Raw genomic sequence first — 17,178 nt, 5'->3', positions numbered from 1 at the left:
CCGGTCCGCACCGCGTCGCGTGATCCAATGGCGTGATGGACCTCGATCAGGACACGCCCGGCCTCGTCGGGCGCCCGGGGGTCCGCGCCGAGCTGGCGGCGCTGCTGGACGGGCCCGGCGCGGCGCTGCTGGTCGGCGACGCCGGGATCGGCAAGACCACGCTGGCCCGGGCGTTCGCCACCCGGGCCGGGACGCTGGGGCACCCGGTCGTCCGGACCGGCGGGGACGCGACCGGCGGGCCGTACTCCGCGTTGCGGCCGTTGTTCGAACGCGCCGAGGTCGCGCAGCTGCCGCCGGAGCAGGGCCGGGCGGTGCGCAGCGCCCTCGACGGGGCCGGGCACGAGGTCGACCTGCTCGCGCTGCGCGGTGCGATGTGTGTGATCGCCGGGCAGCTGGCCGGGGAACGGCCGCTGGTCCTGGTCGTCGACGACGTGGACCGGGTCGACGCGCCGAGTTTCGACCTGCTGCTGACACTCGCCTCGGTGCTCTCCTGGGCGCAGCTGTCCGCGGTGGCCCTGTTCGTCTGCCGCACCGAGCGGGTGCCCGGGGAGCTGGCCGAGCTGGTGCGCCCGATCGTGGTACCCCCGCTGGCCGGTCAGGAGGCCGAACAGCTCTTCGACACGCTGCCCGGCGCACCGGACGGGTCCGCCCGCCACGAGATCATCCGGCGGGCCGCGGGCAACCCGCTCGCGCTGCGCGAGTACGCCGAGTGGGCCGACGGCGCGGGCGGCAGCGACGAAACGCGGGTCTTCGCGCGCCGGGTCGCGGCCCTGCCGGAGCTGTCGCTACGGGCGCTGACGCTGGCCGCGGCGGGCGAACGGAGCCTGGCCGTGATCGCCCGGGCCGATCCGGCGGTGACGCTCGCCGCATGGCGCCCGGCCGAGGACACCGGCCTGATCACGGTGGCCGACGACCTGGTCCGGTTCCGGCACCCGCTGGTCGAGTACGCGGTGCTGGAGGCGGCCGGGCCCGGGGCGCGGCGGCACGCGCACCGGCTGCTCGCCGCGACCGCGACCGACCCGCTGCGCGGGCTGTGGCACCGGACCGCCGCCGCGGACCGGCCCGACCCGGAGCTGGCGGCCGAGCTGGCCGGGTCGGCCCGCCTGCTGGACGGCGCCGGCACGGTGACCGCGGTCGGCCTGCTCGAACAGGCCCACGACCACGCGGTGGGCGGGCAGCGCGCGATGATGCTGTTCGAGGCCGGGATGCGCGCGGCGGCGGCCGGCCGGGTCCGCTGGGCCGGCTCGCTGCTCACCCGGGCCCGGGCCGCCCTGGGTGACGGCGACATCACCGGGGTCGAGGCCGACGTCGTCGGCCTGGGCTCCTGGCTGCACACCGTGCGCGGCGAGCTGGACACCGCGTCGGCGCTGCTGGCCGGCACGATCCGCCGGACCGGCGCGGCGGTCCCGCCCGGCCTGCTCGTCACCGCGGCGCTGCCGGCGTTCCTGCTCGGCGACGGGGAGCTGCGCACCGCCCTGCGCACCGCGGTGCCCCGGATCACCACCACGCCGGGGCCGCCGTTCCTGTTCGCGCGGGCCCTGGCGGCGCCCGGCGAGCAGGTCAGGGCCGAGGTGCTCGCGCAACGCGAGACCACCGACCTGCGGGACATGTCCCGGGCGGCCACCGTCGGGGCGGCCGCGCTGCTGCTCGACGAGCCCGAACACGCGGTCCGCCTGCTCGGGCCGGCCGTCACGGCGCTCGTCGAGGGCGCCGCGGCCAACACGTACCTGGCCGCACCGGGCGCGGCCGGCTGGGCGCTGGTCGACACCGGCCGCTGGACCGAGGCCGAACGGTGGCTGGTGCCGCTGCAGTCGTCACCGGTCATGAGCGAGACGCCCCTGCTGCGCACCGGCGTCCACGTCGTGCTCGCCGTCGTCGCGTACCTGCGGGGACGCCCGGACCGCGCCGGGGAGCTGCTCGCGGCGGGCCCGCTCGACCCGTACGGCGTACCCGTCTTCGCGTTGCGCCTGAACTGGGCACGGGGCCTGGCCGCGGCAGCCGGCGGCGACCACGGCGAGGCCTGGCGGCTGTTGTCGGCGGCCGCCGCGGTCGAGCACGACTGGCGGGCGCTGGTGCTCCCGGATCTCGCGGCCGCGGCCCGGCGCACCGGCCGGGACCGACCGGCGCCCGGCGCGGGCACCAGCAGGGCCGGCACCAGCTGGCTCAGCACCCGCCGGCGGGGCCGGGCCGACCTGACCGGGGCGCTGGGCGAGGACGACCCGGGCGTCGCCGCCGCCCGGATGGCCGCGGTGCTGGACGACCCGCGGGCACGGCGGTGGCCGTTCGAGCGGGCCGTGCTCGCCGTCGAGCGCGCCGACCTGCTGCGCCGGGCCCAGCAGCCGCGGGCGGCCCAGGACGTGCTGGTCGACGCGCTGGACGCGTTCGACCATGTGGGCGCGGCCGGGTGGGCCGCCCGGGTGCGGGCCGAGCTGCGTACCCCGGTGGTGTCCCGCCCGGACCCGTTCGCCGGGCTGAGCGCGCAGCAGGAGCAGATCGTCCGGCTGGCCGCGCAGGGGCTGAGCAACCGCGAGATCGGCGCCCGGCTGTACCTCTCGCCGCGCACCGTCGGATCCCACCTCTACCGGGTCTTCCCGCAGCTGGGCGTCGCCAACCGCACCCAGCTGGCCGATCTGCTGAGCACCGCGGACCAGCGGTGACCGAACTCGACGCGGCCGCGCGGCGGATGGTCACCGGCGCGCTGTACCCGCCGTTCCTGTACGCGATCGGGCCCGACGACGCGCGGCGGGCGCTGGCGCTCATGCAGGTCCCGCCGGCCGAGCCCGCCGGCGCCGGGCACCACGTGCTGAGCGTGGCGACCGCTCGCGGCCCGATGCGCGTGCACGTCCTGGTCCCGCACGACGCCGGCACCCGGGCGCCGGTCGTGCTGTACGCCCACGGCGGCGGCTGGGTGATCGGCGGCTACGACACCCACCACCGCCTGGCCGCGGCGCTGTGCCGGGAGACCGGTGCGATCGTCGTGGTGCCCGAGTACACCCGGGTCCCGGAGGCCCGGCACCCGGCGGCGGTCGAGCAGCTGACCGCCGCGCTGGGGTGGATCCGGTCCGGGGCGCTGCCGGTGGGCGCCGACCTGTCCCGGGTGGCCGTGGCCGGGGACTGCGCGGGCGCGACGATGGTGGCCGCGGTGGCGATGGCCGACCGGGACACCGGTGCCCCGCCGCTGGCCGCGATGGTGCTGCTGTACCCGCTGGGCCGCCCCGGGCCCCGCGACGGGTCCGCGGCCGAGTTCGCCACCGGCGCCGGGTTGCGGCTGGAGGACGTGCGGCGGCTGTGGCGCGGGTACTCGCCGTCGGCCGACCCGCTGGCCGATCCGCTCGCCGCCCGCCGGCCGGCCGGGTTACCGGCGACGTTGCTGGTCACCGCGGAGGCGGACGTCAACCGGGATCCGGCGGAACGGTTCGGGGCGCGGCTGCGGGCGGCCGGGGTGCCCGTCACCGCCGTGCGTTACCTCGGCACCGTGCACGACTTCGCGGTGCTCGACGCGCTGCGCTGGACCCCGGCCGCCCGCGCGGTCGTCGGCCAGGCCGTCGACCACCTGAGCGCCGCCTTCCGGATCGGGACACCATGAGAGCCGAACGGACCCTGGTGTACGGCCCCCGGGGCACCGGCCGATCCACCGCGCTCGCCGAGGCGATCCGCGAGCACACCGCGGGCGGCGGTCAGGTGCTCGTGACGAAGGCGCTGCCCGGCGACGAACGGCTGCCCGGTGCCGGCCTGCAGCGGCTGCTGACCCCGGTCCCGGACGTGGCGGGCGACCTGGGACGGCTGGCGCGTACCGGGCGGTGGCTGATCTGCGTCGACGACCTCGACCGCCTCGACCAGCTGTCCCGGGAGGTGCTGCGCGCGCTGGACGGGGTGCCGCTGCTGGCGAGCGCCGTCGGCCCGGTCGACGGGCCGTGGACCCGGACGGTCCGGCTGGACCGGCTCCCCCGGGCCCGGGCGCACCGGATCGCCGACACCACCCATCCCGCGGCGCGGGTCCTGCTGGCCCAGGCGGCCGGCAACCCGCTGGCGCTCGCCGAGCTGGCCCGGGCGCTGCCCCCGGCGGACGGGTTCGCGGTCACCACCACCGAGCTGCCCGTCCCGGTACGCCTGCGCCGGGCGCTCGCCCCGATGACCGACGATCTGGATCCGGTGGCGCAGCGGGCGGCCCTGCTGGCGGCGTTCGCCACGGAGACCCCCGGGCCGCGGACCCGGGACGCCCTGGAGTCCCTGGCCGCACCGGGGGTGTGGACCGCCCTGGTGACCGCCGGGGTGCTCCGCCCCGGGCGGCGGTTCCGGTTCGCCCACCCGGTGATCCGCGCGGCGGTGCTCGACCGGGCCGGGCCGGCGCGTGGCCGCGAGGTCCGTCACGAGCTGGCCACGGCCCTGCCGGCGGACAGCCCCGCACACGCCTGGCACGCGGCCCGAGCCGATCCGTCCCCCGACGACCGGCTCGCCGGGATCCTGGCCCGGGCCGGTGCCGCGCTGAGCCACGACGGCCGGTTGCGGATGGCCGTCTACGCGTTCGCCCTGGCCGCCGCGCGCAGCTGCGACCCGGCCGTCGCGCACGACCGGTACCTCCGGGCGGCCCGCGAGGCGCACCTCGCCGGGGAGGCGGCGTGGAGGGCACGGATGCCGGTCACGACCACCGCCGAGCTGCCCGCGCTGATCCGGGCCGCGTGGCTGCGCGGTGACGACGAGTCCCGCCGCCGGGTCCGGGCCGCACTGGACGGCGGCACCGCACTGGACGGCGGCACCGGGCTGCTCACCACGTGGGGGCGGGCGGTCGTCGACGACGAGGACGCCGGTGGCGCCGCCGAGCGGCTGCTGCACGAGCCACCCCGGCCCGGGCCACCCCGGCCGGGTCCGGCCGGGCCGGTCGCTCCGTACGAGCGGGCGATGGCGCTCGGCACGATCGCGCTGGCCCGCCACGAGACCGCCCTCGCCGAGCGGTACCTGCGCCGGACCGCGGAGCTGGCGCCCCCGGCCGGGCTGCACCACGCGATGGCGCTGGGCGGGCTGGCCTGGACGTCGTTCGACGCAGGTGACCTCGACGCCGCCCGGCTGCACGCGGAGCGGGCCCTCGCCGCCGCCCGGGACCCCGGCAACGCCGTCCTGCTCGACGTGCGGGCCGGCGCCCTGACCACGCTCGCCGCGGTCGCGGTGCTGCGCGAGGACCCCGGGCACGCCGAGCGGCTCCAGCAGGCCCGGGAGGCGCTGCAGCCGGGCCGGCACGCCGTGCACGACCTGCGGCTCGACCGGGCCCGCGCGCAGCTCGCCGGGATCCGCGGCGACCACGGGCTCGCGTGGCACCGGCTGCGCCGCGGCTACGACCCGGCCGGGCACCCGGTGCACCACCGGGCCTCCGACCTCGCGCTGGCCGACCTCGCCCAGGTCGCCGTCGTGCTCGGCCGCCAGGACGAGGTGGCCCCGATCGTGGCCGCCGCCGAGGCCCGGGTGACCGCGTTGCGCTCGGCCCGGACCACCGCGCTGTGGCATCGCGCGCGGGCCCTGCTGGCCGGCCCGGACCCGGTGGCGGAGACGTACTTCCGGCTCGCGCTGGCCGACCCCGGCAGCGACCAGTGGGCGGTCGAACGCGCACTGGCCCGGATGGACTATGCACAGTGGCTGCGGCGGCGGCACCGGCCGGCGGAGTCCCGCCCGCTGCTCAGCGCCGCCCGGGACGTGTTCGCCACCTCCGGGCTGACCGCGTGGCGCGAGCGGGCGCAGGCCGAACTGGCCGCCGCCGCCCCGCCCCCGCGCGGAGACGGGGCGCCCGGCAGCCGCCTCACGTCCCAGCAGCGGCAGGTGGTCGTGCTGGCCGCCCAGGGGCTCACGAACGCCCAGATCGCGGCACGCCTGGGGCTCTCGGCGCGGACCGTGGGAACGCATCTGAGCCGGGCGTACCCGATCCTCGGGGTGACCCGCCGCTCGCAGCTGCCGTCCGTGCAGTCGTTCGACGGACGACCGTGACCATCGCCGGCGGGCACGCTCACCGGCATGGACGACCTCGTCGAACGGGCCCGCCGGGATTTCGACACCCGCCAGTCCGCTGACGTGCCGCGCCCGGCCGCCGACCTCGAGGACCGGGTCGTCACGGGCGGTCCGTCCGGCCGGGTCGCGGTCCGGGTCGTCCGCCCGGCCGGTGCCACCGGACCGCTCCCGGTGATCCTGTACCTCCACGGTGGCGGGTGGGTGGCCGGCAGCGCCCGCACCCATGACCGTCTCGTCCGGGAGCTCGCCACCCGGGCTTCCGCCGCCGCGGTGTCCGTCGGCTACACCCGCTCCCCCGAGGCGCGCTACCCGATCGCCGCCGAGGAGTGTTACGCCGTCCTGGAGTGGATCGCCTCGGACGGTGCCGCGCACGGCCTGGACCCGCAGCGCACCGCGGTCGCCGGCGACGAGGCCGGCGGCAACCTCGCGGCCGCGGTCACCCTCATGGCCAAGCAGCGCTCCGGCCCGGTCCTGGCCGGTCAGGTGCTGTTCACGCCGATCACCGACGCGTCCTCCGGGGCCGCGCGGTGGTACTGGGACCGCTACACCACCGGCCCGGCGGCCCGGTCCGAGATCACCTGCTCGCCGGCGCGCGCCACCACCGAGCAGCTCGCCGGCCTGCCCCCGGCGCTGGTCGTCGTCGCCGGCGCCGACGAACTGCGCGACGAGGGCGAGGCGTACGCGGCCCGGCTGCGGCACGCCGACGTCCCGGTCACCGCCGTGCGCTACCTCGGGGTGGCCCACGACTTCGCCGTGCTGGACACGCTGCGCGACACCCCGGAGGCCCGCGCCGCCACCGCCCAGGCGGGTCGTTTCCTGGCCGACGCGCTGTCGTAGACAATGGCCCGATGGCTCTCGACCGGTTCGGCGCGGTGGACGTGCACTACCCGGACACCGGGGGCGCCCACGCGGCGCTGGTCGTGGCCGGCACCGATCGCTTCGCGGAGCTGACCGAGGAACGCACCGCGTGGCTCCCCGAGGTCGCGGCGTACGAGCCCGGCCGCTTCTACCTGCGGGAGCTCCCGGCCCTGGAGGCGGTCCTGGCCACCACCACCGCACTGGAGCTGCTGATCGTCGACGGTTATGCCGACCTCGACCCCACGGGTACGCCGGGACTGGGCACCCACGTGCACCGCAGCACCGGCCTGCCGGTGATCGGCGTGGCGAAGACCGCGTTCCACCTGGCCACCCACGCGATCCCGGTGCGGCGCGGCACCGCCACGAAACCGCTGTTCGTGACCACGGCCGGGTTCCCGCTCGAGGACGCCGCCGGCCTCGTCGCGGCGATGGCCGGCCCGCACCGCCTGCCGGACGCGCTGCGCCGCGTCGACCGGCTGGCCCGCGGTCGTCCATAGTGTAGTGATGCCCAAGCGCCTCACCTACGCCGACGCGGTCAAGCTGCTGGACGGGTCCAGCCCGCTGGTCAAGGCCGCCGACAACCTGCTGGGCGGCGCCCTCGCCCTGGCCACCGCGGGAGGCAGCGAGGTCGCCCTCGGCTTCTTCGACGCCAAGGCCGAGGTGGCCCGCCTCGGCCAGGTGGTGGCCGGCAAGATCACCGATCAGGTACGCGGCCTGGGCCGTTACGACCGCAGCAGCCGCCTCCAGGCCGCCCACGGCGTCCTGGTGGTGACCGCCTTCTTCGACGCGCTCGACGACTGCCTCGCCCGGGCCGGCCTGGCCACCCCGGATCTCACCCGAGCCGACCAGCTCCTGCTGGTCACCGGGCCTGCCCGGGAAGGTTGGCTCCCGCAGTTGCTGGACGCCGAGCTGCCGGTGCCGGCGCCGGACCGGTCCTACGACAGCCTGCTGCGCGATGTCCGGGCGTGGTGCGACGCCCGTACCCACGCGATGATCAACCACCTCGGCGGGCTGGCCGAATGGGACGAGGCCGACGACCGGGCCCGCCGGGCCGTCACCCGGCTGGTGGCCGAACGGTTGCCGGACACCGCCACCGAACGCTACGACGCGGCGGTCCGGCGGCTGTCGGTGGAGCTGCCCGAGTTCGCGACGTGGCTGCGGCAGCTGGAGTCGCGGGCCGCCGCCCGGGGGCTGGAGAGCCTGGAGGCGGCGTTACGGGAGGCCACCTCGGACCGGGTTCCCTCGCGCCAGCGCCGTGATCTCGCCACCGCGTACCGGGAGATCCTGGACCGGGCCATCCTCGGCGGTGACGCCGGCGAGGTGATCATGCCGAGCCTGGCCGCGGCGTACATCGATCCGCGGTTCCGGGTGAAGGCCGCCGGCCCGGGTGCGCGACCGGCCGAGGACGAGTGGTGGGACACCGGCGCGCGGGCCGACTTCGCCGGTTTCCTGGTCACGTATCTGACCACGCCGCAGGCGGCCGAGGCACCGCTGCTGCTGCTCGGTCAGCCCGGCGCCGGCAAGTCGACGCTCACCCGGATCCTCGCGGCCCGGCTCCCGGCCGCGGACTTCCTGGTGGTCCGGGTCGCGCTGCGCGAGGTCGGCGCCGAGGCGGAGATCCAGGACCAGATCGAGCAGGCCGTACGCGGGGACATCGGCGAGACGGTGGCCTGGGCCGATCTGGCCCGCGACGCCGCCGGGGCGATGCCGGTGATCCTGCTGGACGGCTTCGACGAGCTGCTGCAGGCGACCGGTATCCACCGCTCCGACTACCTGCAACGGGTGGCGGCGTTCCAGCACCGCGAGGCGACGCTCGGCCGCCCGGTCGCGGTGGTCGTCACGAGCCGGGTCGCCGTCGCCGACCGGGCCCGGCTCCCGGCCGGCGGGCTCGCCGTGCGCCTGGAACCGTTCGACGAGGCCCAGCTGATGCGCTGGTGCGCGATCTGGAACGAGACCAACGCCGGGCGCCGCCCGTTCCCGGTCGCCGTCCCGCGGCGCTTCCCCGACCTCGCGGCGCAACCGTTGCTGCTGCTCATGCTGGCGCTGTACGACGCCACCGGCGACGGGCTGCAGGACGAGTCGCTGGACACCGGGCAGCTCTACGAACGGCTGCTCAGCGAGTTCGCCGCCCGCGAGGTCCGCCGCATGCACGCGGACAGCCCGGACGGCGACCTGTCCGCGCTGGTCGAGGCCGAGCTGCTGCGCCTGTCGGTGGTCGCGTTCGCCATGTTCCACCGGCTCCGGCTCTGGGTCACCACCGCGGAACTCGACCACGACCTGGCCGGGCTCGGCCTCGAACCGCTGGTCGCGGCGCGCGCCGAGGACTTCCGGGCGAAGATCACCGCCGGGCAGGAGATGGTCGGCCGGTTCTTCTTCATCCAGCGGGCCAAGGCCAGCCAGGACGACCGGACCCTGCAGACGTACGAGTTCCTGCACGCGACGTTCGGCGAATACCTGATCGCGCGGCTCGTGGTGCAGGCGGTCCGGGACGCCGCGGCCCGGTCGGGCGCCCGCACGCTGCGGCTGGGCCCGGCCGACGACGACGACCTGCTGCAGTCGCTGCTCGGCTTCACCCCGCTGACCGCCCGCGCGACCGTGCTCCCGTTCGTCACCAGCCTGTTGCGGGGCGCCCCGGTCAGGGACTGGCTGGCGGAGCGGCTACGGGCCGCGGTCACCCGCCCCGGGTACGTCCAGCGCCGGTATCAGCCGGTCGACAAGCGGGCCGACCACTGGATGGCGACGTACTCGTTCAACCTCATGCTGCTGACCCTGGCGTGCGGCGGCCCGCTGCGCGCGTCCGAGCTGTTCCGGCACGCGGAGAACCCGGCGAGCTGGCTGCGCGACACCGCCCTGCAGTGGCGGGCCGCCGTCCCCGGCGGGATCATGCTCGACAGCCTCGAGACGATCGGCGTCACCCGCGGCTGGGCGCAGGACGGCCGCCGCGACCTGGTCCTGGAGGCCGGCGACGGCGGTGCGCTGACCGTCGACCCGGTGTGGTCGCGCGGCCTGTCGCAGGACTGGTCCGAGCTGCGGACGTTCGACACCGGGGTGCCGCTGCGGTCCGCGCTGAAGTCGATGCAGCTCAGCGGCGCGCTCAGTGAGGACGTCCTGCGGCACGCCGTCGAACCGGTCCTGTGGCGCATGCCGGCGGCGGTGGCGACCTTCGTGCGGCACGGCGCCGAGGAGTCGGAATCCGTCGCGCACAGCCTCATGACCCTGTTGCTGGCGTCGGCCCACCACGACGATCCCGGCGATCTGCTCGCCGCCTACCTTCGGGCGCGGGACGCGGTGATCGTGGCGTTCCAGGGCGACGCGGCCGAGCCGTACGTGACCCTGCTGCTCCGGTCCCTCACCCGGGACGCGGCGCGGTTGCCCGCCGACGACGTGCTGCGGATCGTCCAGCGGCTCATGCTGGCCGGACGGTTCGACCCCGCCCGGCACGCGGTCCTCGCCGTCGAGTGCTTCCTCGCCGTCAGCGGATCCGCCACGGCGATCCCCATCCGAGGCACCACGGAGCTGCTCTGGAACGCCCTGGAAGGCGTGGAGCTGACCGGCGAGCTGCTCGCGCGGGTCCGGGCCGACCCGTATCTGCGCGACGTCCTATCGGCGGGGACGCTGCTCCTGGAGGCGCAGGACGAGACGGGTGGCCAGGACGAAGGCCAGTCCGAGGGCCGTGAGCGCGCCCATGGCGAACCACCAGGCCGGGAGTGAGTGCTGCCAGAGGCCGTCGGCCGGGAGCAGGATGCGCAACGCCCGCAGGTCGATCGTCACCGCTGCGGAGGCGAAGCCCCAGCGGGTCGGGCTGAGCACGGCGAGCGCTTGCAGCCAGGGACGGCCGCCGATGCTGTACAGGCCGCCGCTGAGGACCAGCTGGGCCATGATGGCGACCACCAGGATCGACATGGTGTGTTCGCTGCGCTGGGCGAGGGCACTGGCCAGCAGCCCGGCCGCCGCGGCGGTGAACGCGGTCAGGGCGAGCACCACGATCAGCTCGAGGCGGGCGTCGGCCAGGACCATGCCCGAGGCCGGCAGGTCGCGGCCCAGCAGACCCAGCAACCCCAGGACCACCGCCTGGAGTACGCAGATCAGCGCGCTCAGGGCGAGCTTCGAGCCGAGGTACGCCCCGGAACGCAGGCCGATCGCCCATTCGCGCCGGTAGATGGGGCGTTCCGCGACGAGTTCCCGGATGCTGCCCGCCATGCCCATGAACGCGGCGCCGAGCACGAGGATGACCAGCAGCGTCGCCGCCCCGGTCTGCGGTGGGCCGCCGGGGTCGAAGCGCAGGCTCGCCTCCGGCGGGGCGGTCTGGACCACCGCCGCGAGGACGAACGGGAGCCCGGCCAGCATCATCCACTGGCGGCGGTCCGCGGTGAGCAGCGTCATCGCCCGGTGCAGCAGCAGACCGGTCTGGCGCAGCGCGCCCTGCCGCGGCGGGCTGGGTGAGCGGACCGGGGCGAACCGTTCCCGGGTCCGCGGGCGTTCCTGCAGCGTGTAGCGGTTGGCCCAGGCGGTGGCTTCCTCGCTGAGCGCGGCGAACGCGTCGGCGTAGTCCCTGGCACCGAAGTGGGTGAGCAGGCCGCTGGGCGGGCCGAAATACGCGACCCGGCCGCCGCGGGCCAGGGCCAGCACCGCGTGGCAGGAGTCGAGGTGCAGGGTGCTGTGGGTGACCACCACGACGGTACGCCCGCGGCCGGCCAGGTCGCGCAGCTGGCGCATCACCTCGCGGTCGAGCAGCGGGTCGAGGCCGGAGGTGGGTTCGTCCAGGTACAGCAGGGACGGCTCGGTGAGCAGTTCCATCGCCACCGAGGCCCGTTTGCGCTGACCGCCGGAGAGGCGGTGGATGGGCAGGTCGCGCTGGGAGTTCAGGTCCAGCTGGGTGAGCACCTCGTCGACGCGCTGGTCGCGGACCGCCGGGGGCACGTCGTCGGGCAGGCGCAGCGCCGCCGCGTACCGCAGCGCCTGGACCAGTCTCAGCTGGTCGTGCAGGACGTCCTCCTGCGGGACGAGGCCGATCCGGTGCCGGACCTCGTCGTACGCCGGGTACAGGTCGATGCCGTCGACGAAGACGTGACCCTCGTCGGCGGCGCGAGCCCCGGTGAGCGCGCGCAGCAGCGTCGACTTGCCGGCGCCGCTCGGGCCGATGATGGCGACCAGGGAACCCGGCGGGACGGAGAACGAGAGGTCCGAGATGACGCGCGTCTCGCCGTAACGGACGGTGAGGTCCTGGGCGGCGAGCGAGGCCTTGGGCAGCTCTCCGTGTTCGAGCAGGGCCCCGGCGCCGTCGAAGCTGAACGTGGTGCGGCCGATGGTGAGCCGGTCGCCGGGCAGCAGCGAGGACCGGGTGACCGGGTGTCCGTTGACGAACGTGCCGTTGCGCCCGCCGAGGTCGGTGACCACGGCGACGCCGGGCCGGGCCGCGGTGACCCGGGCGTGGTTGCGCGACGCCAGCAGGTCGTCGACCACGACGGCGTTGTCCGGGGAACGGCCGATGGTCAGCGGTCCGCCACCGAACGGGTACACCGCTTTGACGGTCTCCGGCGCCGGGGCGGTCATGGCGGTCACGGCAACGGCGGTCGGTTCGGCCAGACCGGGGTCGCCGAGCCGCACGGTCACCGTGGGGCCGGCGTCGCGGTCGCCGAGGCGCACCACGATCGGCGACCCGGGTGTCAGCGGGTGCGAGGTGATCCGCTGCTCGCCGACGAACGTACCGTTACGGCTCGTGTCGACCACGAACCACCGATGGTCACGCAGCTCGAACACGCAGTGCTCCCGGGACACCCCGTTCGCGGCGACGACGACCGCGCAGTGGGGGTCCCTGCCCACCACCACGCGGTCGGTGTCACCGAATTCGAGCTGGTCCGTGCCGGACCCGGTCACATAGAGCGGCGTAGCCATGCGGAGATCTTGTCAGCGAGCCGCAAACCGGTGGGATCAGGGCGCGAAGCTCGGGTGCGGAGGCTGGTTGTAAGCGGTGTTCTGCCAGGCCAGGGCCACCCGGTACTGACTGTCCTGGAGCAGCGTGACGATCCGGCGGTCGGTCGGGATCGGGGTGGAGTAGATCCGCAGCGCGGTGTTGTCGGTGGTCGGCCAGACGACCTCCTCGCGCCAGTCGCCGAACAGGTCACCGGAGAGCGACGGGGTCGACTTGGTGCTGTTGTTCGCGTGCACGCCCGACGCGGTCAGCAGCCGGGTGTCGCCGGACGTGCCGTACTTGTCGATGTGTGTGCCGTCGAGGAGTTCGCGCTGCACGTCGCCGTCCCACCAGGCCAGGAAGTTGGTCGAGCTCGGCTTGCGGCTCGCGACCACGGCACCGGACGGGCTGCGCACCCCGTCGGCCGCCGAGGACCAGGACTCGGCGCCGGCGCTGCCGGCCCAGATGTCGCCGGAGACGCCGCGGCCGTTGTCACCGTTGGCGGGCGTCGACCAGAGGATCTGTCCGGTACGGGCGTCCGCGAACCACGACGACGGCTTGCTGGAGTCCTCGTCGACCTTGAACACCTCGAGCCCGGCCCGGGACGGGTCCAGGTCGCCGACGTGCAGCGTGTCGCCGTGCCCGTACCCGGTGTTCCAGAGCTTGTTGCTGTTGTCGTCGATGGCCAGCGACCCGTAGATGATCTCGTCGCGGCCGTCGGCGTCCACGTCGGCGATGGAGAGCTGGTGGTTGCCCTGCCCCGCGGTGCCGGGGTTGGTGGAGCTGTTGCTGTCGAACGTCCAGCGCCTCGTCAGCGCCCCGTTGCGGAAGTCCCAGGCCACCACCACGCTGCGGGTGTAGTAGCCGCGGGCCATGATCAGGCTCGGGTTCGTGCCGTCGAGGTACGCGGTCCCGGCCAGGAACCGGTCGACCCGGTTGCCGTACGAGTCGCCCCACGACGAGACGGTCCCGCGGGCCGGCACGTAGTCGACGGTCGACAGCGCGGCACCGGTGCGCCCGTCGAACATGGTGAGGAACTCCGGTCCGGTGAGGACGTACCCGCTGGAGTTGCGGTAGTCGGCACTGCCGTTGCCGATGACCTGCCCGGTGCCCGAAACAGTGGCGTCGGCCGTCTTCATGGCCACTTCCGCGTCACCGTCGCTGTCGTAGTCGTACACCTGGAACTGGGTGTAATGCGCCCCGGCCCGGATGTTGCGGCCCAGGTTGATGCGCCACAACCGGGTGCCGTTGAGCTTGTAACCGTCGATGTAGACCGGGTCGGTGACGCCGGACTGCGAGTTGTCCTTGGCGTTGAGCGGCTCCCACTTGAGCACGAGGTCGAGCACGCCGTCACCGTCGAGGTCGCCGACGCTGGCGTCGTTCGCCGCGTACAGGGAGCTGTTGGGATTCTGGATCGGCACGTCGAGGTAGCCGTTCGCGAAGCTGAGCGAGGCCGGCGACGCGGCCTGCTCGACGCCGCCGACGACGGCCCGCACGGTGTACGACGAGCCGGCCGCCGCCCCCGCGTCGAGGTAGTTGGTCGAGGCGGTGACCGGGGTGGCGGTGACCTTGGTGGTGCCCCGGTAGACGTTGAACGAGACGCCCGCGGGGTCGCCGGTGAGCAGCCGCCAGCTCACCAGGTTGCCGGTGCCGGACCGGACGCTGACCAGGCCGCGGTCGAGCCGCTCGATCTGGCGTGGGGCGGCGGCGGAGGCCGGGGCCGCCTGCGGGGCGACGAGCAGGCCGGCGCCGAGCACGGCGACGGCCAGGGCTGGGAGCTTGCGCATCAAACACCTCACATAGACGTTTGTCAGGATATGGAAGCGCTCCCACATTGACCCCTGTTAATGCCGCTGTCAAGTGCGGGAAACATCTCGGCAATGGTGTTGGAAGCGCTCCCATGTAATGATGCTCATCTATCGATTAGGGGAGGCAGCCCGTGCTCAGATCAAGGATCTTGCTGGTGGGAGCCGTGTCGGCACTGGCCGCCGGGACGATCGTCGGCACCGCCGGACCGGCCAGCGCGGCCGCCGGGTGCCGCGTCGGCTACGCCACCACGAGCCAGTGGCCCGGCGGTTTCGGGGCCTCGGTGGCGATCACCAATCTCGGTGACCCGATCACGTCGTGGACGCTGACGTTCGCGTTCCCGGCCGGGCAGACGGTGAGTCAGCTCTGGAACGGCACGGTGACCCAGTCCGGCGCGAACGTGACGGTCCGCAACGCCGCCTGGAACGGCGCGCTCGCCACCAATGCGACCACCAGCCTCGGCTTCAACGGCTCCGGGAGCGGCGCCGCCCCGACCTCGTTCGCCGTGAACGGAACGACGTGTACGGGGAGCGTGCCCACCCAGCCGCCGACCACACCGCCCCCGACCACACCGGCTCCGACCACACCGCCCCCGACCACCCCGCCGCCGACGACTCCCCCGCCGACGACCCCGCCCCCGGCGGGGGACGCGCCGCTCAGGATCATGCCGCTGGGTGACTCGATCACCGGCTCACCGGGCTGCTGGCGGGCCCTGCTGTGGCAGAAACTGCCCGCCGCCGACGTCGACTTCGTCGGCACGCTGCCGGGCCAGGGCTGCGGCTTCACCTACGACGGCGAGAACGAGGGCCACGGCGGTTTCCTGGCCACCAACGTCGCCGACCAGAACCAGCTCGTCGGCTGGCTCGACGCCACCGACCCGGACGTGGTGCTCATGCACTTCGGCACGAACGACGTCTGGAGCAACATCGCCCCGGCCACGATCCTGGCCGCGTTCACCAAGCTGGTCGGCCAGATGCGCGCGAACAACCCGGCCATGAGGATCGTCGTCGCCAAGATCATCCCGATGAACCCGTCCACGTGCACGGACTGCGCTCAGCGCGTCGTCACCTTCAACGCGGCCATCCCGGCCTGGGCGGCGTCGCTGACCACCGCTGCCTCCCCCGTCACCGTGGTCGACCAGTGGACCGGCTTCGACACCGCGACCGACACCTACGACGGCGTACACCCCAACGACGCCGGCAACGTCAAGATCGCCAACAAGTGGTACCCGGCGGTGGCCGCCCTGCTCTGACCCACTGTCACGACCGGACCGGGAACACCCGCCGGTGCCAGACCAGCAGCGCCGGGACACCGAGCAGCTCGACGGCCATGGCCACCAGGAACGGCACCGGCGGCGGGCCGGCCAGCACCACCCCCAGCAACCGGGCCAGGCCACCGAGCACCATGACGGCGAGGATCCCCCGCGTCACGGCCGCCCGCGGCTGCGGCCGGCGCAGGGACCACCACAGCAGGACGCCGGCCGCCAGCCACCAGACGCTGATGAACCGGTACTCGCTGTCGAAGTACGGCGTGGTCGTGGTGTCGTCCGGGCTGAGACGCAGGCCGCCGATCACCCCGGCGGCCCCGGTCAGCACCGGGACGACGCCCAGGGCGGTGAGGGTGACCAGCAGTGCCTTGCGCGATGTCATGACCTCAATGGTCCGGGGTGCCGGGCGGGGCCATCACGCGCAGGGCGTTCGCCGCCAGGCCGATGCGCAGCGGGGTGCGGCCGGCCGGTTCGCCGTCCACCTCGACACGGGCCGGGCGGTCGGTCTCGACCAGGACCTCGCCGGTGGCGAGGAAGGGCTCGGTGCGCAACGTACGCCGGTGGCCGGTCGCCGCGTTGCGGGCCGTCTCGCGCAGCAGCTGCCACCGGGTCCGGCCACCCACCGGGTACGCGACCAGCAGCCGGTCGTCGGCGTGCGCGTCGGCGGTGATCGGGCGGCCGGCGTGGAAACCGCCGTTCGCCACGTACACCTGGTGGGTGGTGAACGTGTGCTCGCGGCCGTCGGCGCGCACCGACACCCGCAGCGGGCGGTGCCGGGTGAGCAGAGCGAGCGCGGTCACCGGGTACGCGAGCCGGCCGACCCGCCGCTTGAGCCCGGCCGGCACCGACACCATGACCTCGGCGGACAGCCCCACGCCGACGTGGTTGGTGAACAGGGTGTCCCCGGCGATGCCCAGGTCGACGTCGATGACCGTGCCGCCGGTGAGGGTGCCGATCGCCGCGGACAGCTCGAGCGGCACCCCGACCGTACGCGCGAAGTTGTTGGTCGTGCCCAACGGCAGCAGGCCGAGCGCGACGTCGCGGTGCGCGAGCAGCCGCGACGCCGTGCTGATGGTGCCGTCGCCGCCACCGGCGACCAGCAGGTCCGGGCCCAGCTCGATCGCCTCGGCGATGGTCCGCTCGAGTTCCTGGCCACGATCCCAGGGGTACGCGCCGAGCAGCTCGAAGCCGGCCGCGAGCAGCTGCTCATGGGCGCTGTCGTAGAGCTGCCGGCCCCGCCGGGAGTGCGCGTTGACCACGAGCACCGCCCGCCGGTCCCGCTGGATCGCTTCGGTGAGCTGCCCTTTTGTCCGCATCGGCCCCGACCCTACCGGCCGGGGCC

At 75.0% G+C, this 17,178-nt stretch carries 11 protein-coding genes; 7 read left to right on the top strand and 4 right to left on the bottom strand.

Translation table 11 applies throughout. The features are described from left to right. Positions 1 to 35 precede the first annotated feature (35 nt). From ACIA6A_RS35705 to ACIA6A_RS35680, 6 genes are read left to right on the top strand one after another with little or no spacing between them, the layout of a single operon-like run. Positions 36 to 2,657, top strand: coding sequence for an AAA family ATPase (locus tag ACIA6A_RS35705; protein WP_396102438.1), 2,622 nt, complete (start codon positions 36 to 38; stop codon positions 2,655 to 2,657). Further along, positions 2,654 to 3,586: an alpha/beta hydrolase fold domain-containing protein gene (locus ACIA6A_RS35700; RefSeq protein WP_396102437.1), complete on the top strand. Its 933-nt coding sequence runs from the start codon at positions 2,654 to 2,656 to the stop codon at positions 3,584 to 3,586. Before ACIA6A_RS35705 ends, ACIA6A_RS35700 begins: the two co-directional genes overlap by 4 nt. Continuing rightward, positions 3,583 to 5,973: a LuxR C-terminal-related transcriptional regulator gene (locus ACIA6A_RS35695; protein WP_396102436.1), complete on the top strand. Its 2,391-nt coding sequence runs from the start codon at positions 3,583 to 3,585 to the stop codon at positions 5,971 to 5,973. The genes ACIA6A_RS35700 and ACIA6A_RS35695 overlap by 4 nt, the downstream gene beginning before the upstream one ends. A 27-nt stretch (positions 5,974 to 6,000) precedes the next feature. Further along, positions 6,001 to 6,831 carry an alpha/beta hydrolase gene (locus tag ACIA6A_RS35690; protein WP_396102435.1) on the top strand — a complete coding sequence of 277 codons (831 nt, stop codon included), beginning with the start codon at positions 6,001 to 6,003 and terminating at the stop codon, positions 6,829 to 6,831. Between the two features lie 11 nt (positions 6,832 to 6,842). Next, the gene (locus ACIA6A_RS35685) at positions 6,843 to 7,349 is read left to right on the top strand and encodes an endonuclease V (protein ID WP_396102434.1); all 507 of its coding nucleotides are present in this window, start codon (positions 6,843 to 6,845) and stop codon (positions 7,347 to 7,349) included. Between the two features lie 7 nt (positions 7,350 to 7,356). Continuing rightward, entirely contained in the window at positions 7,357 to 10,563 is a 3,207-nt protein-coding gene (locus ACIA6A_RS35680; protein ID WP_396102433.1) for an NACHT domain-containing protein, read from the top strand. On the opposite strand, the gene ACIA6A_RS35675 is transcribed toward ACIA6A_RS35680, so the two are convergent. Further along, positions 10,453 to 12,747, bottom strand: a complete 2,295-nt coding sequence (locus tag ACIA6A_RS35675; RefSeq protein ID WP_396102432.1) for an FHA domain-containing protein — start codon at positions 12,745 to 12,747, stop codon at positions 10,453 to 10,455. The two genes, ACIA6A_RS35680 and ACIA6A_RS35675, sit on opposite strands and share 111 nt — an antisense overlap. Positions 12,748 to 12,783: 36 nt before the next feature. Beyond that, on the bottom strand, positions 12,784 to 14,550 hold the full coding sequence (locus ACIA6A_RS35670) for a rhamnogalacturonan lyase (protein WP_396102431.1): 1,767 nt from the start codon (positions 14,548 to 14,550) through the stop codon (positions 12,784 to 12,786). A 176-nt stretch (positions 14,551 to 14,726) separates the two neighbouring features. Between ACIA6A_RS35670 and ACIA6A_RS35665 the strand changes: the two genes are divergently transcribed. Beyond that, complete coding sequence (locus ACIA6A_RS35665) at positions 14,727 to 15,821, top strand: cellulose binding domain-containing protein (protein WP_396102430.1); 1,095 nt, start codon at positions 14,727 to 14,729, stop codon at positions 15,819 to 15,821. 7 nt (positions 15,822 to 15,828) lie between these two features. Here the strand turns inward: ACIA6A_RS35665 and ACIA6A_RS35660 are convergent, their stop codons facing one another. Together ACIA6A_RS35660 and ACIA6A_RS35655 are read right to left on the bottom strand one after the other, a co-directional pair. Continuing rightward, entirely contained in the window at positions 15,829 to 16,218 is a 390-nt protein-coding gene (locus ACIA6A_RS35660) for a DUF4345 domain-containing protein (RefSeq protein WP_396102428.1), read from the bottom strand. A gap of 4 nt (positions 16,219 to 16,222) precedes the next feature. Next, positions 16,223 to 17,152, bottom strand: a complete 930-nt coding sequence (locus ACIA6A_RS35655; RefSeq protein ID WP_396102426.1) for a diacylglycerol/lipid kinase family protein — start codon at positions 17,150 to 17,152, stop codon at positions 16,223 to 16,225. Positions 17,153 to 17,178: the final 26 nt, after the last annotated feature.

The sequence above is a fragment of the Actinoplanes sp. NPDC051494 genome (assembly GCF_044454705.1).
Taxonomy (GTDB): Bacteria; Actinomycetota; Actinomycetes; order Mycobacteriales; family Micromonosporaceae; genus Actinoplanes.
Note: the sequence above shows the minus strand (reverse complement) of the source record. Positions and strands in the feature narration are given on the sequence as shown.

Bases quoted from the DNA above. Each gene is read 5' to 3' on its own strand.
- ACIA6A_RS35705 (WP_396102438.1), top strand. From the start codon at position 36: ATGGACCTCGATCAGGACACGCCCGGCCTCGTCGGGCGCCCGGGGGTC.
- ACIA6A_RS35695 (WP_396102436.1), top strand. From the start codon at position 3,583: ATGAGAGCCGAACGGACCCTGGTGTACGGCCCCCGGGGCACCGGCCGA.
- ACIA6A_RS35690 (WP_396102435.1), top strand. From the start codon at position 6,001: ATGGACGACCTCGTCGAACGGGCCCGCCGGGATTTCGACACCCGCCAG.
- ACIA6A_RS35685 (WP_396102434.1), top strand. From the start codon at position 6,843: ATGGCTCTCGACCGGTTCGGCGCGGTGGACGTGCACTACCCGGACACC.
- ACIA6A_RS35680 (WP_396102433.1), top strand. From the start codon at position 7,357: ATGCCCAAGCGCCTCACCTACGCCGACGCGGTCAAGCTGCTGGACGGG.
- ACIA6A_RS35675 (WP_396102432.1), bottom strand. From the start codon at position 12,747: ATGGCTACGCCGCTCTATGTGACCGGGTCCGGCACGGACCAGCTCGAA.
- ACIA6A_RS35670 (WP_396102431.1), bottom strand. From the start codon at position 14,550: ATGCGCAAGCTCCCAGCCCTGGCCGTCGCCGTGCTCGGCGCCGGCCTG.
- ACIA6A_RS35660 (WP_396102428.1), bottom strand. From the start codon at position 16,218: ATGACATCGCGCAAGGCACTGCTGGTCACCCTCACCGCCCTGGGCGTC.
- ACIA6A_RS35655 (WP_396102426.1), bottom strand. From the start codon at position 17,152: ATGCGGACAAAAGGGCAGCTCACCGAAGCGATCCAGCGGGACCGGCGG.